Origin of the sequence: Streptomyces sp. NPDC056222 (assembly GCF_042264065.1) — a bacterium.
Classification (GTDB): domain Bacteria; phylum Actinomycetota; class Actinomycetes; order Streptomycetales; family Streptomycetaceae; genus Streptomyces.
Map to the genome: position 1 here is coordinate 1 of NZ_JBHJTL010000091.1, position 20,655 is coordinate 20,655.

Here is a 20,655-nt window from a genome sequence, read left to right on the forward strand (position 1 = left end):
ATACAGGACCAGCTGTTACTGCGTGCGCGATACTGGGATTGAACCAGTGACCTCTTCCGTGTCAGGGAAGCGCTCTCCCGCTGAGCTAATCGCGCGGGACGGTCCTTGCGGACCGGATCTTCGGTTGTTCTGCGTGCGCGATACTGGGATTGAACCAGTGACCTCTTCCGTGTCAGGGAAGCGCTCTCCCGCTGAGCTAATCGCGCTTGGAGGTGGAGACGGGATTTGAACCCGTGTAGACGGCTTTGCAGGCCGTTGCCTCGCCTCTCGGCCACTCCACCAGGAGTGAATACAGGGGTTCGGGAAGATCCCCCACATCGAGCGGACGACGAGATTCGAACTCGCGACCCTCACCTTGGCAAGGTGATGCTCTACCAACTGAGCCACGTCCGCTTGTCGTTTCCGTTCCGCTTGCGCGTCCCGGCGACGTGTTGAACTCTAGCGGATTCCTGGGCCAGCACAAAAACGCGTTTCCGCAGCGTGCTGAGCTGCGTACCCAGCCGGGCGGCCAGGAGCGTTCGTGCGGCGTTCACTCCTCGTGTTCCCGACGTGGCTCGCAGCCGTCCCCACGTGAGCGTCCCGGCGTACGCCCGCCGTCCCTCACCCACCGGCCTAGACTCGATCCGTGCACGACCTTGCTCCCCTGGCCCGCTTCGCCGGCCTCGTCGCGACCGACCTGCGGGATGTCACCAGTGACCCCGAGGCCCTGGACTCCGCCGGCTTCTGGGCCGTCTCCGCGGACTTCGAGGGCCGTCTGACCTGCGCCCGCTTCGGCGACGTACGCCCGGACCCCGTCCGCGCGCCCCACCCCGGGGCCTGGCGGGGGCCCGCCGTGGGTGACTGGACGTCCTCGCTCGACCGCGCCGCGTACATCGCCGGCGTCCGCGCCATCCGCGCGCACATCGCGCGGGGCGAGGTCTACCAGGCCAACCTCTGCCGTGTGATGACCGCGCCGCTGCCCGACCCGCACGCCGCCGACGTCGACGCCCTCACCGCCGTCCTGGCGCGAGGCAACCCCGCCCCGTACGCCGGAACGATTCGGCTGCCCGCCCACGGGGTGGAGATCGCCACCGCCTCCCCCGAGCTCTATCTGCGTCGCGAGGGACGCACCGTCGAGTCCGGCCCCATCAAAGGCACCGCGCGGACCGCCGACGGTCTCCTGGAGAAGGACCACGCCGAGAACGTGATGATCGTGGACCTCGTACGGAACGATCTCGGCCGGGTCTGCGCGAGCGGCTCGGTCACCGTCCCCGAGCTGTGCGCCGTCGAACCCCACCCCGGCCTGGTCCATCTCGTCTCCACCGTCCGCGGCGACCTCGACGAGGGCGCCGGCTGGCGGGAGCTGCTCGACGCGACCTTCCCGCCCGGTTCCGTCACCGGCGCTCCCAAGTCCAGCGCCCTGCGGATCATCAAGGCCCTGGAGACCGCGCCCCGCGGCCCCTACTGCGGAGGCATCGGCTGGGTCGACGCCGACCGCCGCACCGCGGAGCTCGCCGTCGGCATACGCACCTTCTGGATCGACCGCGCCGAGGGCGTGCTCCGCTTCGGCACCGGCGCCGGCATCACCTGGGGCTCCGACCCCGAGCACGAGTGGGCGGAGACCGAATTGAAGGCGTCCCGCCTGCTGGCGGTAGCGTCGGGCACGTACGAGGCGAGCGGAAAGGCCATATCTCGATGAAAATCTGGGTCAACGGCGGACTGTACGACGCGGCGGAAGCCCGGGTCTCCGTACTGGACCACGGTCTGACCGTCGGCGACGGCGTCTTCGAGACGGTCAAGGCCGAGCGCGGCGAGACCTTCGCCCTCACCCTGCACCTGGAGCGCCTCACCCGCTCCGCACGCGGGCTCGGCCTGCCCGACCCCGACCTCGACGAGGTCCGCCGCGCCTGCGCCGCCGTCCTCGAGGCCAACCCGATGGAGCTGGGCCGGCTCCGGATCACGTACACCGGCGGAGTCTCCCCGCTCGGCTCCGAGCGCGGCGACGAGGGAGCCGGCCTGGTCGTGGCACTCGGTGAGACGGGCCGTCGCGCCGACTCGACCGCGGTGATCACGGTCCCCTGGACCCGCAACGAGCGCGGCGCGGTCACCGGCCTGAAGACCACCTCGTACGCCGAGAACGTCGTCGCCCTGGCCAGGGCACGTGAAAAGGGCGCCTCCGAAGCGCTGTTCGCCAACACCGTCGGCCGGCTCTGTGAGGGCACCGGATCCAATGTCTTCGTCGTGATCGACGGCCGGATCCACACCCCGCCCGTCTCGTCGGGCTGCCTGGCGGGCATCACCCGCGCCCTCGCGGTGCGGTGGACCGGCGCGGAGGAGACCGACCTTCCGTTCGACGTCCTGGAGAGTGCCGAGGAGATCTTCCTGACCTCGACCCTCCGCGACATCCAGGCCGTCCACCGGGTCGACGGGCACGAGCTGGCCGGCGCCCCGGGCCCCGTGACCGCCAAGGCGATGCGGATCTTCGACGAGCGCGCGGCGGCCCGCAGGGACCCGCACCTCTGAACGGACCGCACCTCCAAAACCGGATGACGGACGGCCGCCGGGTGGGTAGAACACCGGTGATGACCACCACCCTGCGGCCGACCGGGCCGCTTCAGCAGACCCCCGGCGGCGACCGATCACGCACCTACGACGTCTGTGTGAACAGCCGTCGCGTCGGCTCCGTGCATCTCGCCACCGCCCCCGGATTCGGTGCCGCGGCCGGTGTGATCGAGGCCCTGGGCATCGACGAGAAGGACCGCCGCCGCGGCCGTGGCACGGTCGCCGCGCTCGCCGCCGAGGAGGTGCTGCGCGGCTGGGGCTGCGGCGAGGTCCAGATCTCCGTACCGGCGGACGCCCGGGCGGCGCTGCGGATGGCCGACGTCCTCGGGTACAGCGAACGCAGCCGGAACATGGTCAAGGAGCTGCCGGGCGAGCCGCCCGAGCTGCCCCTGGGCGTCACCGTCCGCCCCATGACCGAGGCGGAGTACGGGGACTGGGAGGCGGCGGCCAGGGACTCCTATGCACAGAGCTGGATCGACCGGGGTGTGGCGCCGGACCAGGCGCGCGCCAAGGCCGAGGCCAGCCACCGGGAGCTGCTTCCGCAGGGGCTGGCCACGCCCGGCACGGCGATCAACCTGGCGCTGCGGGACGGCGAGGTCGTCGGTCAGGTGTGGACCGCCGCCCGTGAGCTGGAGCCCGGGGTCTCGGGCAGCTACGTCTACGACATCGAGGTCGCGGAGGGAGCTCGGGGCCATGGTTACGGCCGCGCCCTGATGCTGCTCGCCGAGCGGGTCGCGATCGACGCCGGCGGGCGCCTGCTGGGACTCCATGTCTTCACGGGCAACACGCCGGCGATCCGGCTCTACGAGTCGCTCAGCTACCGGACGACGCACGTCAACAGCTACAAGCGACTGCTCTAGGCCGTGACGGGCTAGCCGACGAGGAGGCGGTCGACGATCGCCTCGACGCGCTCGCGCAGGCCGTCCTGGCTCTTGCCGCCGTCCAGGCGCTCGCCGCCCACGACATAGGTCGGCGTGCCGGTGACCTTGATCGCCTTGCCCTCGGCCTGGTCGGCGTCGACGGTCAGCAGATGCCGGCCGTCGATCAGAGCGGTGTCGAACTCCTCCGCGTCCAGGCCAAGTTCGCTCGCGACGTCCAGGAGGACCGGCTCGCCCCGGTCGCCCAGCTCCGTCGTCCTGGCGAGCAGCGCCTCCGCGTACGGCCAGCCCTTGCCCTGCTCGGCCGCCTCCTCCGCGGCCTGGGCGGCGGCGTAGGCGTGCTTGTGCTTCTCCAGCGGGAAGTGCCGCAGCTGTACGTCGATCCGCTCGCCGTACTTCTCGCGCAGCGCGCGCACGTCGTCGAGCGCGCGGAAGCAGTCGGAGCACTGGAGGTCGAACCAGGCCTCCACGGCGACGGGGGAGGTGGACGGGGTGGTGGAGTCACTCATGGGGGCAGTCTTCCAGCCGCCGGAGGCCGGTCCCAACCGGGACCTGGGGAGGAGATCCGGCGGGGGTGACCCGGAGATCTCCCTGAGGTCGGCCCGGAACATGGCCGCGAGCGGCCTCACCGGTGCAGGATGGAAGGGACGTATCGCCCTGGCCCAGGAGGATCGCATGCTCGCCGAGACCATTTTTTCCGCGGTGTCCGTGGCGGGACTGGGCATCGCCGCGATCACGGCGTACCGCAAGCGTTTCCTCGCCGCGACGCGGATCGCCGCCTACTCCCTCGTGCCCATCGGCCTGGTCATGACCGGGGCGGTGGAGTGGGCCTTCGACACGGCCTTCAGCCCGACCGCCTGGGCCGGTTTCGGCGTGCTCGGTGTGGCCTGGCTGCTCTTCATGTCCACGCGCGCCGTCGAGCGGCGCAGGAAGGGGCGCAGGGAGGCGACCGAGGGCGCCCGGCCCGATGCCGTCGCCGCACCGGCCGCTTCGGCCCCCGCGCTGGGGCAGGGGCAGCGCGGGGCGACCCCGAAGCCGCAGGCGAAGCAGGCCGGGGACGACTTCAGCGACATCGAGGCAATCCTGAAGAAGCACGGGATCTGACGGGCTCGGTATCCACGGGATGGGATGAACTGCCCTCCCCGAGGGGCGTGTTGCGGGCGGTCCGGGGTGTCGCTGCGCCATGATCGCCCCCGAGATGCTGGATACCTCGCGGGATCACGCCCCCGCCCCCACCGAAGAGCCGCGCGGTTGCCTGTTCGCGCTCTCGCAGCCGCCGCTGATGATCTTCCTCGCGGTGATCGGCTGTCTGCTCCTGATGGCCGCCGTGCACGATCTGTTCCTGCTTTGAGGGGCCGGATCGGGTCGGATCAGCCGGCGGCTTCCTTGCGGCGCGCCCGGTACGCGGCCACGTGGAGCCGGTTACCGCAGGTGCGGCTGTCGCAGTACCGGCGGGAACGGTTGCGGGAGAGGTCGACGAAGGCCCGGCCGCAGTCCGGGGCCTCGCAGCGCCGCAGGCGCTCCTGCTCGCCCGCCACCACGATGAACGCCAGTGCCATGCCGCAGTCCGCGGCGAGGTGGTCGGTGATCGACGCGCCCGGCGCGAAGTAGTGCACGTGCCAGTCGTAACCGTCGTGGTCGGTGAGCTGGGGCGTCGTGCCCGCGGCCGCCACCAGCTGGTTGATCAGCGTCGCCGCGATCCGGGCGTCCGGCGCCGCGAAGACGGCCGTGAACCTGGCGCGCACCTCGCGTACGCCCCGCAGGTCGTTCTCGTCGAGCTCGCCGACGCCGCTGATGTCGTGAGCCCGCACGAAGGTGTGCAGCGACTGGAGGTCCCCGAGCTCGTCGTCACGGTCGCCCTGGGGGGCGGTGTTCATCAGATCGACGACGGTGTCGAGGGCGATCCGGGTGTCGTGAGGGATCAGCACGATTCGCTCCATGGCCGGCTGCGGGCGGGCGCCCGCGAATTGCGCTGACTCTAGCGGCTTCGCCGCGTGTCGCCCGGAGCGGTCCGAAAGCGGGCCGGAACGGGGCCGAAACCATGCTTCGACCTGCCGCCCGCGACCCGGAAACGGGCATCGGCGTCCTCCTCGCGCCGGCTGCGCGTGAGGACGCCGATGTCTGCCGTATGGGTTTGTCCGCGCGGCGCCGTCTCCCCGAGTCGGACGGCGCCGTGCGGCTCTCGGCCTGGCTCAGCTGTCGGCCAGGATGTGGGAGAGCTCCGTATCGAGGTCGAAGTGGCGGTGCTCGGTGCCCGGTGGCACGGCGGCGTCGGTCCGCTTCAGGAACGACTCCAGGGCCCTCGCCGGGGCCTCGAGCAGGGCTTCGCCCTCGGGGGAACTCAACGCGATGCAGACGACGCCCTGACCGTGACTGCGGGACGGCCAGACTCTGACGTCGCCGGTGCCGGTGGGCCGGTGCAGCCCCTCGGCGAGAAGGTCGCGGGCGAAGACCCACTCGACCGTCTCCTCGGCTCCGGTGTGGAAGGTGGCGTGCACGGCATACGGATCGGCCGTGTCATACCGCAGGCCCGCGGGTACAGGCAGTGAGGACTCGCTCGACACAACGAGGCGCAGGTGCAGCTCGCAGCTGACCGTGGTGTTCATAAGCGCCAGGGCCTTTCGCTCAGTGTGCGCTCGGGGATTCGCACGTCGGCGAAATCGACATGCCACCTACGGTGCCGTTGTAAACCCCTCTGTCTGTTTTGTGATCGTTCAGGTAGCTCGTTCGGGGGTGTGTGACTTCGGGTAATACGGCCATTCCGGTGATGGTCTTGAATCCGGTAGGTTGGGGCCCATGAATGCGGAGAGTGACGAGCGCACCGGGGAGTCCGCGGCCGACGGGGAATCCGAGCTGGGATCCCGGGCCCCCGAGTTCATCAAGGCCCGCCGGACCCTGCACCTGAGCTGGCAGGTCGGCGTTTTCATCGTGGGGCTGGCGGTCGTGGGGGCGGGCGTCGTCATGCTGCCGTTGCCCGGTCCCGGCTGGCTGGTGATCTTCGGCGGTATGGCGATCTGGGCCACCGAGTTCGTCTGGGCGCAGCTCGTGCTCCGCTGGACGAAGCGGAAGGTCACCGAGGCCGCTCAGCGGGCGCTCGATCCGAAGGTCCGGCGGCGCAACATCATCCTGACCACGATCGGTCTGGTGATCATCGCGGTGCTGCTCGGCTTCTATCTGTGGAAGTACGGCTTCGTCATGCCGTGGAAGATCAACGACTGACCTGAAGGCGGTCGGGTGCCCCTCTGACATGGGGTAATGTTTGCGGTGCGCCCGGGCGATTAGCTCAGTGGGAGAGCGCTTCGTTCACACCGAAGAGGTCACTGGTTCGAACCCAGTATCGCCCACCACCCGGACCGCAGGCCCGGAGACTGGATCCAGTCTCCGGGCCTTCGGCGTTCCCCCGTCACGTCAGCTCATGCGGCCGAGCCGCTCCCGGAACCGGCGGGCGTCCCGCAGCCGCTGTTCGTAGGTGGCGCCCACCGCGAGGAGCAGCAGTCCGGCAAGCGCCGGCGGCAGCCAGCGGGGGAGGGCGCCCACGACCTGGACCACGTACGGGGCCAGCTCGTGCAGCCCGTCGAGGGCGAGCACCGAGCCGCCGAGCACGAGCAGCGCCTGCAGCCTGAACCGGGCGCCCAGCAGCGTCACCACGAGCGCGGCGAGGCCGAGGAGCAGCGGGCGCGGCCAGTCGGGGTCCGCCCAGGCGGCGAAGAGGCTCGGCACCAGCGTCGCCGCGAGGCCGGGACCGTACGCCACCCAGGACGAGGCCCCGGGGTCGCGGCGCCGGCGCAGCACGCCGACCACGAGCGCGGGCACGGTCACCGGCAGCGTGTACGCCTCCGGGGTCTCCACGTCCCACACGGCGAGCCGCACCCAGGTCGCGACGAGGAACAGCGCCGCGGCCGTCCACGAGGCGAACGGGCGCCGCTCGGGGCGGACGGCCGTCGCCGCCGCGACCACCCCGCACAGGGCGAGGGCGAGCGCGAGAACGGCCGGCCGCGAGAAGGCCAGGGCGAGCGCGAGGACCGCCACGGCCGCCCCGCTGATCTCCAGGGGCAGGGCGACCGGACGGCGCCGCAGCCGGGCTCCCGCCGCGGCGGTGACCGCCGGGACCACGAGCAGGGCGAGGGCCGTGTGGTGGTCCTGGAGCTCCGCGGCGGCCGCCCCGGCGCACACGAGGCCCGCCGCCGTACCGACCGCGACACAGGCCGCCACGGCCCGCCGCGCGCCCTCGGCGAGGAACGCGACCGCGACGAAGAACCCGAGCAGGGCGCCCAGCACGGTGAAGGTCGCCGCTCGCGTGTCCAGGGCCGCCGCGACCGTACTCGCCGCCGTCGCGAGCCCGCAGCCGAGCGCCGCCCATCCGAGAACCTCCCGCGGCGACGCCGGCACACCGACGACCCCCTGGCCCGCCCCGGGTCCCCAGCCGGCCCACTGGCCCTGCGGAGCGGGACCGGAGGCCTCGGCGGCGCCGGAAGCGGGAACTGTGGCCTGCGGAGCCGCCCCGGCGTCCTCGCCGGTCTCGGCACCCGTGCCCGCGTCGCCGGTCTCGGCACCCGTGCCCGCGTCGCCGGTCTCGGCACCCGTGCCCGCGTCGCCGGTCTCGGCTCCGCCCGTCCCGCCCGTCTCGGCTGTCGCAGCCTGAACCGGGAGTCCGGGTGTCAGCGTTCCCGGGCGGCACGCCAGGAACAGAGCCGCCGCGCTCGTCACGAGTTGGAGTCCGAGGGTGGGTGCGTGGGGGAGGTCCAGGGAGAGCGGGAGCGCCGTCAGGAGCGCCCATGCGAGCAGGAGCGCGCCGCAGCGGGTCCAGAGGCGAGGCACCGCCGACAGGACCGCCACCGCGACGAGCAGCACCAGCGAAGCCGTCGACGGGTACCAGGTCAGCACGTCGTTCGCCTGCGCGCCCGACCACACCGGGGTCGTCCGCGCCAGGGGGGCGAGCAGCGCCGCCGCCACCGGCGGCAGCGCCCAGGCCACGCCCAGCGCCAGCACGCCCGCCCCCGCGCCCGCCAGGCCCCGCTTCACCGCGCGCGGCGCCGAGGAGCGCAGGACCGCCGCCAGGGCCACCGCGCACAGCACGTACCCCGGCACCTCCCAGTCGCCCGGCAGCACCACCCGCAGCACGCCGCCCACCGCCGCGATCACCGCGAGCCCCGCGACCACGGACATGGCCTCCGCGGCCTCGGCCACCCTTGCCCGACTGCCGCCGGCAGGTGCTCCCATCGCCAGGAACAGCGCCACCCCCGCGCAGGCCAGCAGCAGCGCACCCGCCGGAATCGCCGAGGACAGGGACAGGACGCCGCCCGTCACCAGGGCCCAGCCGCCCATCACCCCGGCGCCGATGCCCGCCGTCGCCCGTACCGCAGCCGACTTCACCCACAGCACCACGGCCAGATCCGCCACCGCCGTGGCGAGCGCAGCCCAGCCCAGGGCGAGCGCGCCGCCGTCCGCCGCCAGCACGCCCAGCGGCAGCGGCAGTTGCACCGTCACCACCGCCACCGGCAGCGGAATCCGCAGCCGTCCCAGCGCCGAGCCGTACGCCGTCCAGGCGCCGGCGAGGACCGCCGAGGCCACCGCGGTGTACCCGAGGGCGTCGGTGTCGGGCAGCGCGACGCGGTGCAGCGCGTACGCGTCGAGCACCATCAGCACCAGGCCGAGCGCCGCCACCGACTCCGCCGTGGAGCCGAGGCCCCGGCGCAGCAGCAGCACCGGCGCGGCCAGCGCGGCCGACGTCACCACGCCCAGGACGGCCGCACGGCCGCCGATCCCCATCGAACCCCAGCTCACCAGCGTGAAGGCGAGCGCCGCGATCGTCAGCAGCACCCCGCCCAGGGTGAGCAGTACGTTCTGCGCACTGCGCGGGGTCGAGTCCGCCACCGGTCCGGAGGCGGCCCGCGGCGGGGACGGGATCGTCACGGGCGGCTGCAGCACGTGCAGCAGCCAGGTCCGGCGGGCCAGCAACTGGGACCGGCGAGCGTCGAGTTGGGCCAGCTCGCGGTCGACGAGCCGCAGCTCGTCCGCGGGTGGCAGGGCGTTGTCCATGTGCGGAGTGTGGCCCCGCACACACGGAAGGGGTATGCGCGCGGGTACTCATATCCCCGCCTGAGTACGTACACACTGGGTACATGGACTGGTGCCGCTACCGCTTCCGCAGCGTCTGGCAGTTGGCCGCCCCGCCCGACGCCGTCTACGCCGTGCTCGAACGCGCCGAGGAGTACCCCCGGTGGTGGCCGCAGGTCCGCGAGGTCGTCCCCGTCGACGAGCTCACCAGCACAGCCCGCTTCCGCTCCCTGCTCCCGTACGACCTCGTGGTCACCGCGGAAGCCCGGCGCCGGGACCCCGTCGCCCGCGTCCTGGAGGTCGCGCTGCGCGGCGATCTGGAGGGCTGGGCCCGCTGGACCCTGACCTCCCGCAGCCGGGGCACCCGCGCGGTCTACGAGCAGGAGGTCGAGGTGACCAGCCCCCTCATGCGCCGCCTCGCGGTCCCCGGCCGGCCCGTCTTCCGCGCCAACCACGCCCTGATGATGCGCGCCGGACGGCGCGGCCTGGCGGCCAGGCTGGCGGGGCCCGCTGAGAGTGGCGCGTCCCGGCCGGCGACGGGGGACAGCGGCCCGGTTTGAAGGAAGCCCGCGGAAACCTGTATGGTTCAACCCGTTCCCGGGCGATTAGCTCAGCGGGAGAGCACTTCGTTCACACCGAAGGGGTCACTGGTTCGATCCCAGTATCGCCCACCGGGACAGGCCGGTCCGTCGAAAGACGGACCGGCCTTCCGCATTTCCCGGCCCTTCCGCAGCCGTCCCTCACGCCGCCGTCCGCATCTCCGGACGGAGCGGCCACGCCGGATCCACCGTCTCCGGCGTCCCGTTGCGCGTGAACCACGCCTGCAGCCCGCGCGCCTGCGCCGCGTGCCACACCGCCTGCAAGGTGTGCAGCTCCGCCGGTGACAGCCGCTCGAGCCGGGACGTGAAACGCCGCGCCACCGCCCGTACGACATCCAGCGCCGCCGTCGCGTCGGCCGCCGCGTCGTGCGCGCCGTCCAGCTCCACGCCGTACTGCGCACACAGATCCGTCAGTGTCCGGCGGCCCTTGCGGTAGCGGTCCAGATGCTTGTCGAGCACCCGCGGATCCAACACGCACAGCGACGCGTTCTCCAGATAGCGACCCAGCGAGGAGGCGCGATGGCGCCGCAGCTCACGGTCCAGGATCGTCAGATCGAACGGCGCGTTCATCACCACCAAGGGCCTGCCCGCCGCACACTGTTCGGCGAGCGCCCGCCCCAACTCCTCCATCACGGGCGCGGGCCAGCGCCCGTGCCGCTGCAGATGTTCATCCGTCAGACCATGGACCTCCGTGGCCGCAGCGGGCACCGGAATCCCGGGATTGACCAGCCAGCGCGTCACCCGCGGACGCCCCCCGGCCGTGTCCTGGACGACGAGGGCGGCCGAGACGATCCGGTCCTCCTCGACGTCGACTCCTGTGGTTTCCGTGTCGAATGCGGCCAGGGGCCCGTCGTACCAGTGCGTCGTCATCCCCGAACTCCTCGCACCTCTGCGGCAGATGGCGATCCCCCTGCCCGAATCGGTGATACCCGGGCTGTTTGCGCCGTACGCGGGCCGGTGACAACACAGATGACGGGGAAGGGAATTGACATGGCGCTCGCCCAGCCCGAATCGGGAGGGCTGCCGCCCCAGCGGGCAGCACCGCTGCGCGGCTCACTCGCCACCACCGCCTGCATGGAGACCCTCCAGGTCGGATATCTCCACGCGGTCGCGGCGGCGGCGGGCTGCTCGCTGTCGCAGCCCTTTCCGGACAACGGAATCGACTGGCACGTGAGCCACAGCGCTCCCGGCCACACCGTCGACGACGAAGTGACCATCAAGGTGCAGCTCAAGTGCACCTACCAGCTGGCGCCCCGGCCGCCCGGGCCCGCGTTCTCCTTCACCCTCGACAACGACCACCTGGTGAAGCTGGCGCGGACCCCCGTCTCGGTGCACAAGATCCTGGTCGTGATGATCGTGCCGCGCTCACAGGACGACTGGCTGCGGGCCGGCCACGACCGGCTCGACCTGCGGCACTGCTGCTACTGGATCAACCTGGCCGGCCACCCGGTCACGGGACGGCGCCGGACGACCGTGCGCATACCGACGGCACGGATCTTCGACGACCGGGCGCTCTGCGAGATCATGACCCGGGTCGGCGTGGGAGGGAGACCTTGATGCACCGACCGATCGAGGAACCGGGAGGCGGGTCCGGATTCGGGCCCGCGCTGCCACCGTTCCGCCCTCATCCCACGCCCGGCGACATCCCCGGCGGCCCCTGGGCCGAGACCGGGGGCGCGCCGGACCCCGGACGGGTCGACCCGCTCGTCCTCGGCGCGCTCCTCGCCCGCCACGGCTGGCGGCGACGCGGCGGAGCCGCGGGCCGCTACAGCCGCTGGACCCCTCCGCCGTCGGGCGGCTCGACCGGTGCCACGAGCCTGCTCGTGCCCGAGAGCCGCGCCTTCCCCGACTGCGAGGACCTGCTCGGCGAGGCGCTCACCGCCCTCCAGCACAGCGCGGCGCCCTCCGCCCGGGAGGTCCTGGTCGGACTGACCGTGCCCAGCGACGAGATCCGCTGGTGGCGCGACGTGCCGCCCGGACCGGCGGGCACCGTCCCGTGGACCGTCCAGGAACAGCTCAGGTCCGCCGCACGCCAGCTCCTCCTCGCCGGCGCGCTCGCCGTCCGCGGCCGCGCCGGGTACTACGGCGCCAGGCACCGCCGCCAGGCCCAGGCGTCCCTGCAGGCCGTCGTCGTGGGGGCGGCACCCGGCGGCCGGGGTCTGACCGCGTTCGTCCCCGTCGACCCCGGCCGGGCGATCGCCGTACGGCTCTACCACGCGCTCTACGCGGCGCGGGAGGCCACCGACTACCAGCGGGCGACCGGTGGCATGGAGGCCTTCGACGCGGCGGTGGAGGCCGGGGTGAGCCGCGAGCTGACCGAGGCCCTCGTGGCGCTGGTGCGGGGCACCGAGGGCGCGCGGATCGCGCTGGAGTGGGCCCCCGCGGCCGGGACCCCGGTGGGCTGCGCGGCGCGGCCCGAGCCCGTGGAGTTCTCGGCGGGTGATCTGCCCGCGCTGCGCGAAGCCGGCGCCCGCTATCTGACCGACGAGCCGTCCGTGCCGGTGCGGATCACCGGCGCCGTCGTCCGGATGCGCCGCTCCGGCCCGCGCGGCGAGGGAACCGTCCGCCTGCGGGTCCTGGGCGGCGCGGAGGTGCCGCACGTGCGGGTCACCCTGGACGAGGAGTCGTACCGCACGGCGGGCCACGCCCATCTCGTGGGGCTGCCGATCCGGGTCGTGGGACGGCTGGAGAGCCGGGGAGGGTTCCGGCGGCTGACCGATGCCTCCGGAGTCGTACCTGTGCAGGTCGACGAGGCGGAGCGGGACCGGCTGATGAAGTCCCTGCACGAGAACCTCGACTTCTTCGAGGAGGCCTGCGGGCCGGGCGAGTGACCCGTTGCGGGGCCGGTGCCGGCGGGGCGCCGCGTGGGCAGCGGTGCCCTCATGGGCCCGGCGAGTGAGTCGAAGGGCGCCGGGGGAACAGCGGCGAACGCGTGCGTTCTCCGAGGTACGGGGCGGGCACGTACGACGCCGTGAGCCCGGCTCTCCGCGCCCCGCGGCGAACCGAGCCCTTAGGATTGCTGGGACGCGGCACCTCGTCTCTGCCGCGCACCGTCGACGCCGGCACTTCGTGTCTGCCTGCGCCCTTATGGAAAGAGCATCCGTGTCTGATGTCCGTGTGACCGTCCAGTCCGCCTCAGGAGCCGAGGATCGGGCGGTGAGCGCGGGCACCACGGCCGGCGCGCTGTTCGCCGACGACCGGTCCGTGATCGCCGCCCGTGTCGGCGGTGAGCTGAAGGACCTCACCTACGTCGTCGCCGAGGGCGATGTCGTCGAGCCCGTCGAGATCTCGTCCCCGGACGGCCTCGACATCCTGCGCCACTCCACCGCGCACGTCATGGCCCAGGCCGTGCAGGAGCTCTTCCCCGAGGCCAAGCTGGGCATCGGCCCGCCGGTCCGTGACGGCTTCTACTACGACTTCGACGTCGAGAAGCCGTTCACCCCCGAAGATCTCAAGGCCATCGAGAAGAAGATGCAGGAGATCCAGAAGCGGGGGCAGCGCTTCTCCCGCCGTGTGGTGACCGACGAGGCCGCCCGCGAGGAGCTCGCCGACGAGCCGTACAAGCTGGAACTCATCGGCATCAAGGGCTCCGCCTCGACCGACGACGGTGCCAACGTCGAGGTCGGCGGCGGCGAGCTCACCATCTACGACAACCTGGACGCCAAGACCGGCGACCTGTGCTGGAAGGACCTCTGCCGAGGCCCCCACCTGCCCACCACCCGGAACATCCCGGCGTTCAAGCTGATGCGCAACGCCGCCGCCTACTGGCGCGGCAGCGAGAAGAACCCGATGCTCCAGCGCATCTACGGCACCGCCTGGCCGTCGAAGGACGAGCTGAAGGCCCACCTCGACTTCCTCGCCGAGGCCGAGAAGCGTGACCACCGCAAGCTCGGCAACGAGCTCGACCTCTTCTCCATCCCGGACGAGATCGGCTCCGGCCTCGCCGTCTTCCACCCCAAGGGCGGCATCATCCGCCGGGTCATGGAGGACTACTCGCGCAAGCGCCACGAGGAGGAGGGCTACGAGTTCGTCTACTCGCCGCACGCCACCAAGGGCAAGCTGTTCGAGAAGTCGGGCCACCTCGACTGGTACGCCGAGGGCATGTACCCCCCCATGCAGCTCGACGAGGGCGTGGACTACTACCTCAAGCCCATGAACTGCCCGATGCACAACCTGATCTTCGACGCGCGTGGGCGCTCCTACCGTGAGCTGCCGCTGCGCCTCTTCGAGTTCGGCACCGTGTACCGGTACGAGAAGTCCGGCGTCGTGCACGGCCTGACCCGGGCCCGCGGCTTCACCCAGGACGACGCGCACATCTACTGCACCAAGGAGCAGATGGCGGAGGAGCTCGACAAGACCCTCACCTTCGTCCTGAACCTGCTGCGCGACTACGGTCTGACCGACTTCTACCTGGAGCTGTCCACCAAGGACCCGGAGAAGTTCGTCGGCTCGGACGAGATCTGGGAGGAGGCCACCGCGGTCCTCCAGCAGGTCGCCGAGAAGCAGGGCCTCCCGCTCACCCCCGACCCGGGCGGCGCCGCCTTCTACGGCCCGAAGATCTCCGTGCAGGCGCGCGACGCCATCGGCCGCACCTGGCAGATGTCGACCGTGCAGCTCGACTTCAACCTGCCGGAGCGCTTCGACCTCGAGTACACCGGCCCCGACGGCACCAAGCAGCGTCCGGTCATGATCCACCGTGCGCTGTTCGGCTCCATCGAGCGCTTCTTCGCGGTGCTGCTCGAGCACTACGCGGGTGCCATGCCGCCGTGGCTGGCCCCGGTGCAGGCGACCGGCATCCCGATCGGCGACGCGCACATCCCGTACCTGCAGGAGTTCGCCGCCAAGGCGAAGAAGCAGGGGCTGCGGGTCGAGGTCGACGCCTCCTCGGACCGGATGCAGAAGAAGATCCGCAACGCGCAGAAGCAGAAGGTTCCGTTCATGATCATCGCGGGTGACGAGGACATGGCCAACGGCGCCGTCTCCTTCCGTTACCGCGACGGTTCGCAGGAGAACGGCATCCCGGTCGACGAGGCCATCGCCAAGATCGCCAAGATCGTCGAGGACCGCGTCCAGGTCTGATACACCGCGGACACGAGGTCAGGAGGCCCCCGGGGAATCCCCCGGGGGCCTCTTCTCGTCCTCCCGCTTGAAGGACTGGATCAGCCAGGACGAGAACGAACCCGTCACGGCTCCGATCAGCGCGACCCCGCAGGCCATCATGCCCACCGCGATGACCCTCCCGGTCGGGGTCACCGGGGTCACGTCCCCGTACCCGACCGTCGTCAGAGTCTCCGCCGCCCACCAGAGCGAGTCGCCGAAGGTGCGGATCGTGGCGCCCGGGGCCCCGCGCTCGTGCTGGAGGACGGCGAGTGCGCCCGCGAAGCCCAGCAGGGCGACCGTGAGACTGGAATACGCCATGACCCGGGCGTAGAGGGTCAGACGCGGCTGGTCGCGGCGGCGCTGGATCCGGTCGTAGATCTTCACCATCTGCAACGGCCGCAGCAGCGGCAGCACCAGGATCACGGTGCCCAGGAGATGCGCGCGGACGAAGCGCAGCGGGCCGAGGCCGCTGAGCCGGAACCGTACCGCGTAGTCGACGATGAAGACGGCCCAGGCCATGAGCGTGACGGTCAGGCAGAGGTCCAGCCAGACCTGGTCGAGGCCGTTGGCCAGGACCCGTACCGCGTACCCGAGGAGGAAGAGCAGGGACGCCACCGCGAGCGGTGTCTCCATGCGCCGGTCCCAGCGCTCTTGCCTGTCCTGCCTCTCGTTCATCGGATCAGCATCTCCGAGGCGGGGTGATCAACGCCCCGGCGACACGTTCCGAACGGGCGAAGCAATATGCTGCACAGCATGACGATTGAGCCGGAGCAGCAGATCGGAGTGGGGACGCAGGACGCGTTCCAGCGCCTGTGGACCCCTCACCGGATGGCGTACATCCAGGGCGAGAACAAGCCGACCGGGCCAGGGGCCGAGGACGGCTGTCCCTTCTGCTCGATCCCGGCGAAGTCGGACGAGGACGGGCTGGTGATCGCGCGCGGCGAGAAGGTGTACGCCGTGCTCAATCTCTATCCGTACAACGGCGGGCACCTGATGGTCGTGCCGTACCGGCACGTCGCCGACTACACGGACCTGGACACGGCGGAGACCGCCGAACTGGGCGAGTTCACCAAGCGGGCCATGATCGCGCTGCGGTCCGCGTCCGGCGCGCACGGCTTCAACATCGGCATGAACCAGGGCTCGGTCGCGGGCGCCGGCATCGCCGCCCATCTGCACCAGCACGTGGTGCCCCGCTGGGGCGGCGACACCAACTTCATGCCGGTCGTCGGCCACACCAAGGTGCTGCCGCAGCTCCTCGCCGACACCCGCACCATGCTCGCCGCCGCCTGGCCGGCCTCGTCCGAGCTCGCCTGAGGCGAGCCCGGAACCCCCGGCTTCCGGGTGCTCCGGGCCCCGGCGCCTATGCGTCGTAGACGTCGGCCTTCTTCGGGCCCGGGTCCTGGATGGCGCCGCTCAGGATCAGGGAGCGGTTGGTGAAGCGCTCGGTGTCCACGCCGTGCTCGTCGAGCACCTTGATCGTCGCGGCGTGGACGGCGCGCATCACGGGCGTCGCCGTGCGGATGGCGTCGTCGGCCATGAAGCGGTGTCGCCAGGGCTGCGCGGCCCAGGCGTGCCGCAGCCCGAAGGGCTCGGGCAGGACGAGCTTGCCGCCGAGGAAGTCCAGGATCGGCGGGAACCAGGTCAGCGGGGCGCGCACCGCGAGCCGGACCACCTCGTCGGTGTCGACCAGCGGCAGCTGGATCTCCCTGGTCTCCCAGAACCGGACGGTCTTGGAGACCTCCTTCGTCTTCGCCTTGGGCTTGGTGGTGAAGAGGGAGTGGACGGGGCCCAGGGCGTGGCCGGTGACCTCCACGCGCAGCGTGTGCAGCAGTGAGGTGACCGTGATCATCATGGTCAGGACCAGCTGGCCGTCCCAGAGTGTGAACTGCACCCCGAGGTAGTGGCGGTTGCCGCTGCCGAACTGCTGGTCGTTGCAGATGCGCTGTATCTCGTGCGGCTTCACCTGGAAGTGGACGATGTTCTCGCCGTCGGGGCGGGCGACCTCGTCGGCGCCCTCGCCGACCGGGGAGACGATCCAATGCTTGACGGTCGGCTTGGGGAAACCGGTCTTGAGGGAGCCGCGCTCCAGAAGCGTGAGCTGGTCGTGGATCTTCCGTACGACGTCCCAGGCGCGGAAGTCGTGGATCTCCGTGCCGTCCTTGGGGACCAGTTCCTCGGCGAGCGTCCAGCTGCCCCAGCGCGTGCCCATGCCCAGTATTCCCTTGGGGCCCGCGTAGAAGACGACGTTGGACTGCTGCTCGGCGGTGAGCTTCTCCAGGTTCTGGCGGAGGGCCTCGGCCGCCTTCTCGGTGGGGTCCTGGGGTACGGCCTCGGGGACCTTGGCACCGATGCCGCCGCCGCTCAGCAGGGCGGACCAGCGCTCGCGCAGATCCTTGGCCGTGGACTCGCAGACCCGCTTGGCGAGGAACCAGCCGATGACCGGGGCCACGACCATGGCCCGGAGGTAGAGCGACAGCACCCCGTCGACGGGCAGCTTGATCATGACGATGGCGGCGAGCAGCCCGGCGCCGACCAGAAGCCCCGTGCCGATGGCGCTGGTGCGCCTGTTCTCCGTGCCGGCGACCATGCGGCGCAGCTGGATGACGCCGAGCCAGAGCAGCAGGCCGGGCAGGAAGAGGATGCCGAAGACCAGGGTGATCAGCGTCAGCCTGGTGTCCCGCTGCTTGCGGATCCCGGTGGCGGCCAGGCAGTGCTCGACCACGGGCTGCGGTTCGGTGCCGAAGGACTGGATCAGCGGCTTGCGGGCGCCGCCGAGTGTCCGTACCTGCACCGCCCGCGAGAAGGCCTCACCGAGATCCGGGCGGAAGAGCTTCTTCCACTTCCCTTCCTTGACCGTCGACTTGTGCCAGTCGTTGTTGGCGTTGAGGATCTCCTCGACCGGGCCGTCGCGGTACGCGGCGGAGGCGAGGGCGTGCGTGGCCGCCGTCTGTCCGTCGGAGCCCTGGAGGGGAATCTGCGCCCCGGGTCCGAAACTGCCCATCGCCACCTGATGCCCCCATCGCCGCGTGCCCGCGTGGTTGACCGCGTACCCTCTGCGGCCTGTTCCCAACTACCGCGCCCCGCACACCTGCTGAGCTGGGCACCACAGCGTAACCGGGTACTGGCGGATGCGTCACGGGTCGGCCGGATGCCGCCCGTCGGAGGGGAGTTGGACGGGCGACATCCGGCCGTGGGGGAGGGGGCGCAAGTGACGGAAGGTGACTAGGATCCCTTCTCCGCCTGCCCGCGGATCTTGTCCGCGAGATGCGGCGGCATGGCCTCGTGACGGGCGTACGCGCGGTCGAAGCGGCCGGTGCCGTGCGAGACGGACCGGAGGTCCACCGCGTACCGGCCGATCTCGATCTCAGGGACCTCGGCGCGGACCAACGTCCGCCCGGGACCGGCCTGTTCGGTCCCGACGACCCGCCCGCGCCGCCCCGACAGATCGCTCATCACCGGCCCCACGTACTCGTCGGGGACGAGGACCTGGACCTCGGCCACCGGCTCCAGAAGCTGGATGCTCGCCTCGGCCGCCGCCTCGCGCAGCGCGAGCGCGCCCGCCGTCTGGAAGGCGGCGTCGGAGGAGTCGACCGAGTGGGCCTTGCCGTCGCGCAACGTGATCCGCACGTCGACCAGCGGATATCCGGCGGCGACCCCGCGCGCGGCCTGGGCGCGTACCCCCTTCTCGACGGAAGGGATGAACTGGCGCGGTACCGCACCGCCCACCACCTTGTCGACGAACTCGATGCCGCTGCCCGGAGGAAGCGGCTCGACGTCGATCTCGCAGATCGCGTACTGGCCGTGTCCGCCGGACTGCTTCACATGCCGGCCCCGGCCGGCCGACGGCCCGCCGAAGGTCTCCCGGAGCGACACCTTGTGCGGCACCGCGTCCACCTGCACCCCGTACCGGTTCCGCAGCCGCTCCAGGGCCACGTCCATATGGGCCTCGCCGAGACACCACAGGACGACCTGATGGGTGTCCTGATTCTGCTCCAGGCGCATGGTGGGGTCCTCGGCGACGAGCCGGGACAGCCCCTGGGAGAGCCGGTCCTCGTCGGCCTTGCTGTGCGCCTCTATCGCGAGCGGCAACAGCGGATCGGGCATCGTCCAGGGCTCCATCAGGAGCGGATCGTCCTTGGAGGAGAGGGTGTCACCGGTCTCCGCGCGGCCGAGCTTGGCGACACAGGCGAGATCGCCCGCGATGACCCGGTTGAGCGTGCGCTGCTGCTTGCCGAAGGGCGAGGTCAGCGCGCCGACCCGCTCGTCGACGTCGTGGTCCTCGTGACCCCGGTCGGTCAGCCCGTGCCCCGAGACATGGACGGTCTCGTCGGGGCGCAGAGTGCCGGAGAAGACCCGGACCAGCGAGATCCGGCCGACATAGGGGTCGGAGGCGGTCTTCACGACCTCCGCGACGAGCGGACCGTCGGGGTCGCAGGTGACCGCCGGCCGCGGGACGCCGTCGGGAGTGGTGACGGCGGGCGCCTCGCGCTCCAGCGGGGTGGGGAAGCCGCCCGTGATCAGTTCGAGCAGCTCGACGGTTCCGAGCCCCTGCTTCCCGCCGTCCGTGGCGGGCGCCGCGGCCAGCACCGGATGGAAGGTGCCACGGGCGACGGCCTTCTCGAGGTCGTCGATGAGCGACTTGATGTCGACGTCCTCGCCGCCGAGATAGCGGTCCATGAGGGTCTCGTCCTCGCTTTCCGCGATGATCCCCTCGATCAGCCGGTTTCGGGCCTCGGCGATCAGCTCCTGCTGGCCGTCGTCCGGCGGATTCTCCTGCCGTACGCCCGTGGAGTAGTCGAAGATCCGCTCCGAGAGCAGTCCGACCAGGCCGGTGGTCGGGGCGTGGCCGTCCGGCGCCTCGGCGCCGTGGACGGGCAGGTAGAGCGGGAGTACGGCATCGGGGTCGTCGCCGCCGAAGATCGAGGAGCAGACGGCGGTCAGCTCGTCGAAGCCGGTGCGGGCCGTGTCCAGGTGGGTGACGACGATGGCGCGGGGCATTCCGACCGCCGCGCACTCCTCCCACACCATGCGGGTCGACCCGGCGATCGCGTCGGCCTCCTGGGCGGCCGAGACGACGAAGAGGGCCGCGTCCGCCGCGCGCAGACCGGCCCTCAGCTCCCCGACGAAGTCGGCGTATCCCGGGGTGTCGAGGAGATTGATCTTGCACCCGTCCCATTCGAGGGGGACGAGGGAGAGCTGTACGGAACGTTGCTGGCGGTGCTCGATCTCGTCGTAGTCGGAGACCGTTCCGCCGTCCTCGACGCGCCCTGCCCGGTTGACCGCCCCCGCGGTCAGCGCCAGCGCCTCGACGAGCGTCGTCTTTCCCGATCCGCTGTGGCCGACCAGCACCACGTTCCGTACGGCCGAGGGCCGGTCGGCCGTTGGAGCCCTGCCGGCGGCTCCGGAGTGTGCGTTCGCCTTGTCGCCCATGGTTCGTTTCCTCCCGATCGCTTGCACCGGTCGCGCGGCGTGGGCCGGCT

19 protein-coding genes and 6 tRNA genes are annotated in these 20,655 nt (G+C 71.6%); 13 read left to right on the plus strand and 12 right to left on the minus strand.

What is annotated here, in order from left to right; translation table 11 throughout:
- Positions 1-23: 23 nt before the first annotated feature.
- The 4 genes from ACFC0D_RS30795 to ACFC0D_RS30810 all read right to left on the minus strand — a co-directional run bounded on the left by ACFC0D_RS30795 (position 24) and on the right by ACFC0D_RS30810 (position 393).
- A tRNA-Val gene (locus ACFC0D_RS30795) sits at positions 24-95 on the minus strand.
- A 39-nt stretch (positions 96-134) separates the two neighbouring features.
- Positions 135-206: transfer RNA gene (locus ACFC0D_RS30800), tRNA-Val, on the minus strand.
- Position 207: 1 nt separating this feature from the next.
- A tRNA-Cys gene (locus tag ACFC0D_RS30805) sits at positions 208-281 on the minus strand.
- Between the two features lie 39 nt (positions 282-320).
- A tRNA-Gly gene (locus ACFC0D_RS30810) sits at positions 321-393 on the minus strand.
- A 232-nt stretch (positions 394-625) separates the two neighbouring features.
- Between ACFC0D_RS30810 and ACFC0D_RS30815 the strand changes: the two genes are divergently transcribed.
- Genes ACFC0D_RS30815 through ACFC0D_RS30825 form a run of 3 tightly spaced genes read left to right on the plus strand, consistent with a single transcriptional unit; the run spans position 626 to position 3,401 of the window.
- Positions 626-1,678: a chorismate-binding protein gene (locus ACFC0D_RS30815; RefSeq protein ID WP_376442970.1), complete on the plus strand. Its 1,053-nt coding sequence runs from the start codon at positions 626-628 to the stop codon at positions 1,676-1,678.
- The gene (locus ACFC0D_RS30820) at positions 1,675-2,502 is read left to right on the plus strand and encodes an aminotransferase class IV (RefSeq protein ID WP_376442972.1); all 828 of its coding nucleotides are present in this window, start codon (positions 1,675-1,677) and stop codon (positions 2,500-2,502) included. Before ACFC0D_RS30815 ends, ACFC0D_RS30820 begins: the two co-directional genes overlap by 4 nt.
- A 59-nt stretch (positions 2,503-2,561) precedes the next feature.
- On the plus strand, positions 2,562-3,401 hold the full coding sequence (locus ACFC0D_RS30825) for a GNAT family N-acetyltransferase (protein WP_376442975.1): 840 nt from the start codon (positions 2,562-2,564) through the stop codon (positions 3,399-3,401).
- A gap of 11 nt (positions 3,402-3,412) precedes the next feature.
- Here the strand turns inward: ACFC0D_RS30825 and ACFC0D_RS30830 are convergent, their stop codons facing one another.
- The gene (locus ACFC0D_RS30830) at positions 3,413-3,928 is read right to left on the minus strand and encodes a DsbA family protein (RefSeq protein WP_376442977.1); all 516 of its coding nucleotides are present in this window, start codon (positions 3,926-3,928) and stop codon (positions 3,413-3,415) included.
- A gap of 166 nt (positions 3,929-4,094) precedes the next feature.
- Here ACFC0D_RS30830 and ACFC0D_RS30835 point away from each other — a divergent pair, with 166 nt between their 5' ends.
- Together ACFC0D_RS30835 and ACFC0D_RS30840 are read left to right on the plus strand one after the other, a co-directional pair.
- On the plus strand, positions 4,095-4,523 hold the full coding sequence (locus ACFC0D_RS30835; RefSeq protein ID WP_376443037.1) for a hypothetical protein: 429 nt from the start codon (positions 4,095-4,097) through the stop codon (positions 4,521-4,523).
- Positions 4,524-4,602: 79 nt separating this feature from the next.
- Complete coding sequence (locus tag ACFC0D_RS30840; protein WP_329125923.1) at positions 4,603-4,770, plus strand: hypothetical protein; 168 nt, start codon at positions 4,603-4,605, stop codon at positions 4,768-4,770.
- A 19-nt stretch (positions 4,771-4,789) separates the two neighbouring features.
- On the opposite strand, the gene ACFC0D_RS30845 is transcribed toward ACFC0D_RS30840, so the two are convergent.
- A complete protein-coding gene (locus ACFC0D_RS30845) occupies positions 4,790-5,347 on the minus strand; it encodes a CGNR zinc finger domain-containing protein (RefSeq protein ID WP_376442980.1) in 558 nt (185 codons plus the stop codon).
- 264 nt (positions 5,348-5,611) lie between these two features.
- Entirely contained in the window at positions 5,612-6,025 is a 414-nt protein-coding gene (locus tag ACFC0D_RS30850) for an SsgA family sporulation/cell division regulator (RefSeq protein WP_015032345.1), read from the minus strand.
- Between the two features lie 190 nt (positions 6,026-6,215).
- Between ACFC0D_RS30850 and ACFC0D_RS30855 the strand changes: the two genes are divergently transcribed.
- Both ACFC0D_RS30855 and ACFC0D_RS30860 read left to right on the plus strand, forming a co-directional pair.
- A complete protein-coding gene (locus ACFC0D_RS30855) occupies positions 6,216-6,638 on the plus strand; it encodes a TIGR02611 family protein (protein ID WP_376442983.1) in 423 nt (140 codons plus the stop codon).
- A gap of 53 nt (positions 6,639-6,691) precedes the next feature.
- Positions 6,692-6,766: transfer RNA gene (locus ACFC0D_RS30860), tRNA-Val, on the plus strand.
- Positions 6,767-6,827: 61 nt separating this feature from the next.
- On the opposite strand, the gene ACFC0D_RS30865 is transcribed toward ACFC0D_RS30860, so the two are convergent.
- Positions 6,828-9,458: an SCO7613 C-terminal domain-containing membrane protein gene (locus ACFC0D_RS30865; RefSeq protein ID WP_376442985.1), complete on the minus strand. Its 2,631-nt coding sequence runs from the start codon at positions 9,456-9,458 to the stop codon at positions 6,828-6,830.
- Between the two features lie 83 nt (positions 9,459-9,541).
- Between ACFC0D_RS30865 and ACFC0D_RS30870 the strand changes: the two genes are divergently transcribed.
- Entirely contained in the window at positions 9,542-10,036 is a 495-nt protein-coding gene (locus tag ACFC0D_RS30870) for an SRPBCC family protein (protein WP_376442988.1), read from the plus strand.
- A gap of 39 nt (positions 10,037-10,075) precedes the next feature.
- Positions 10,076-10,147 (plus strand) — tRNA-Val (locus tag ACFC0D_RS30875).
- Positions 10,148-10,216: 69 nt separating this feature from the next.
- On the opposite strand, the gene ACFC0D_RS30880 is transcribed toward ACFC0D_RS30875, so the two are convergent.
- Entirely contained in the window at positions 10,217-10,945 is a 729-nt protein-coding gene (locus tag ACFC0D_RS30880; protein ID WP_376442991.1) for a 3'-5' exonuclease, read from the minus strand.
- Positions 10,946-11,065: 120 nt separating this feature from the next.
- Here ACFC0D_RS30880 and ACFC0D_RS30885 point away from each other — a divergent pair, with 120 nt between their 5' ends.
- The 3 genes from ACFC0D_RS30885 (at position 11,066) to thrS (ending at position 15,154) form a co-directional block, all read left to right on the plus strand.
- Positions 11,066-11,632 carry a DUF4365 domain-containing protein gene (locus ACFC0D_RS30885; protein WP_376442994.1) on the plus strand — a complete coding sequence of 189 codons (567 nt, stop codon included), beginning with the start codon at positions 11,066-11,068 and terminating at the stop codon, positions 11,630-11,632.
- Positions 11,632-12,906 carry a hypothetical protein gene (locus tag ACFC0D_RS30890; protein ID WP_376442997.1) on the plus strand — a complete coding sequence of 425 codons (1,275 nt, stop codon included), beginning with the start codon at positions 11,632-11,634 and terminating at the stop codon, positions 12,904-12,906. Before ACFC0D_RS30885 ends, ACFC0D_RS30890 begins: the two co-directional genes overlap by 1 nt.
- 271 nt (positions 12,907-13,177) lie before the next feature.
- Positions 13,178-15,154: a threonine--tRNA ligase gene (thrS, locus tag ACFC0D_RS30895; RefSeq protein ID WP_329122777.1), complete on the plus strand. Its 1,977-nt coding sequence runs from the start codon at positions 13,178-13,180 to the stop codon at positions 15,152-15,154.
- An 18-nt stretch (positions 15,155-15,172) separates the two neighbouring features.
- Here the strand turns inward: thrS and ACFC0D_RS30900 are convergent, their stop codons facing one another.
- Positions 15,173-15,850 (minus strand): potassium channel family protein, encoded by a 678-nt coding sequence (locus ACFC0D_RS30900; RefSeq protein ID WP_376443000.1) that lies wholly within the window; start codon positions 15,848-15,850, stop codon positions 15,173-15,175.
- 66 nt (positions 15,851-15,916) lie between these two features.
- Between ACFC0D_RS30900 and ACFC0D_RS30905 the strand changes: the two genes are divergently transcribed.
- Positions 15,917-16,489 (plus strand): HIT domain-containing protein, encoded by a 573-nt coding sequence (locus ACFC0D_RS30905; RefSeq protein ID WP_376443002.1) that lies wholly within the window; start codon positions 15,917-15,919, stop codon positions 16,487-16,489.
- A gap of 46 nt (positions 16,490-16,535) precedes the next feature.
- On the opposite strand, the gene ACFC0D_RS30910 is transcribed toward ACFC0D_RS30905, so the two are convergent.
- A complete protein-coding gene (locus ACFC0D_RS30910) occupies positions 16,536-18,176 on the minus strand; it encodes a hypothetical protein (RefSeq protein ID WP_376443005.1) in 1,641 nt (546 codons plus the stop codon).
- Positions 18,177-18,397: 221 nt separating this feature from the next.
- Entirely contained in the window at positions 18,398-20,605 is a 2,208-nt protein-coding gene (locus ACFC0D_RS30915; protein WP_376443009.1) for an elongation factor G-like protein EF-G2, read from the minus strand.
- Positions 20,606-20,655 lie beyond the last annotated feature (50 nt).

Bases quoted from the DNA above. Each gene is read 5' to 3' on its own strand.
- ACFC0D_RS30855 (WP_376442983.1), top strand. From the start codon at position 6,216: ATGAATGCGGAGAGTGACGAGCGCACCGGGGAGTCCGCGGCCGACGGG.
- ACFC0D_RS30890 (WP_376442997.1), top strand. From the start codon at position 11,632: ATGCACCGACCGATCGAGGAACCGGGAGGCGGGTCCGGATTCGGGCCC.
- ACFC0D_RS30865 (WP_376442985.1), bottom strand. From the start codon at position 9,458: ATGGACAACGCCCTGCCACCCGCGGACGAGCTGCGGCTCGTCGACCGC.
- ACFC0D_RS30835 (WP_376443037.1), top strand. From the start codon at position 4,095: ATGCTCGCCGAGACCATTTTTTCCGCGGTGTCCGTGGCGGGACTGGGC.
- ACFC0D_RS30915 (WP_376443009.1), bottom strand. From the start codon at position 20,605: ATGGGCGACAAGGCGAACGCACACTCCGGAGCCGCCGGCAGGGCTCCA.
- ACFC0D_RS30910 (WP_376443005.1), bottom strand. From the start codon at position 18,176: ATGGGCAGTTTCGGACCCGGGGCGCAGATTCCCCTCCAGGGCTCCGAC.
- ACFC0D_RS30830 (WP_376442977.1), bottom strand. From the start codon at position 3,928: ATGAGTGACTCCACCACCCCGTCCACCTCCCCCGTCGCCGTGGAGGCC.
- ACFC0D_RS30820 (WP_376442972.1), top strand. From the start codon at position 1,675: ATGAAAATCTGGGTCAACGGCGGACTGTACGACGCGGCGGAAGCCCGG.
- ACFC0D_RS30850 (WP_015032345.1), bottom strand. From the start codon at position 6,025: ATGAACACCACGGTCAGCTGCGAGCTGCACCTGCGCCTCGTTGTGTCG.
- ACFC0D_RS30825 (WP_376442975.1), top strand. From the start codon at position 2,562: ATGACCACCACCCTGCGGCCGACCGGGCCGCTTCAGCAGACCCCCGGC.
- ACFC0D_RS30870 (WP_376442988.1), top strand. From the start codon at position 9,542: ATGGACTGGTGCCGCTACCGCTTCCGCAGCGTCTGGCAGTTGGCCGCC.
- ACFC0D_RS30840 (WP_329125923.1), top strand. From the start codon at position 4,603: ATGATCGCCCCCGAGATGCTGGATACCTCGCGGGATCACGCCCCCGCC.
- ACFC0D_RS30885 (WP_376442994.1), top strand. From the start codon at position 11,066: ATGGCGCTCGCCCAGCCCGAATCGGGAGGGCTGCCGCCCCAGCGGGCA.
- ACFC0D_RS30900 (WP_376443000.1), bottom strand. From the start codon at position 15,850: ATGAACGAGAGGCAGGACAGGCAAGAGCGCTGGGACCGGCGCATGGAG.
- ACFC0D_RS30905 (WP_376443002.1), top strand. From the start codon at position 15,917: ATGCTGCACAGCATGACGATTGAGCCGGAGCAGCAGATCGGAGTGGGG.
- ACFC0D_RS30880 (WP_376442991.1), bottom strand. From the start codon at position 10,945: ATGACGACGCACTGGTACGACGGGCCCCTGGCCGCATTCGACACGGAA.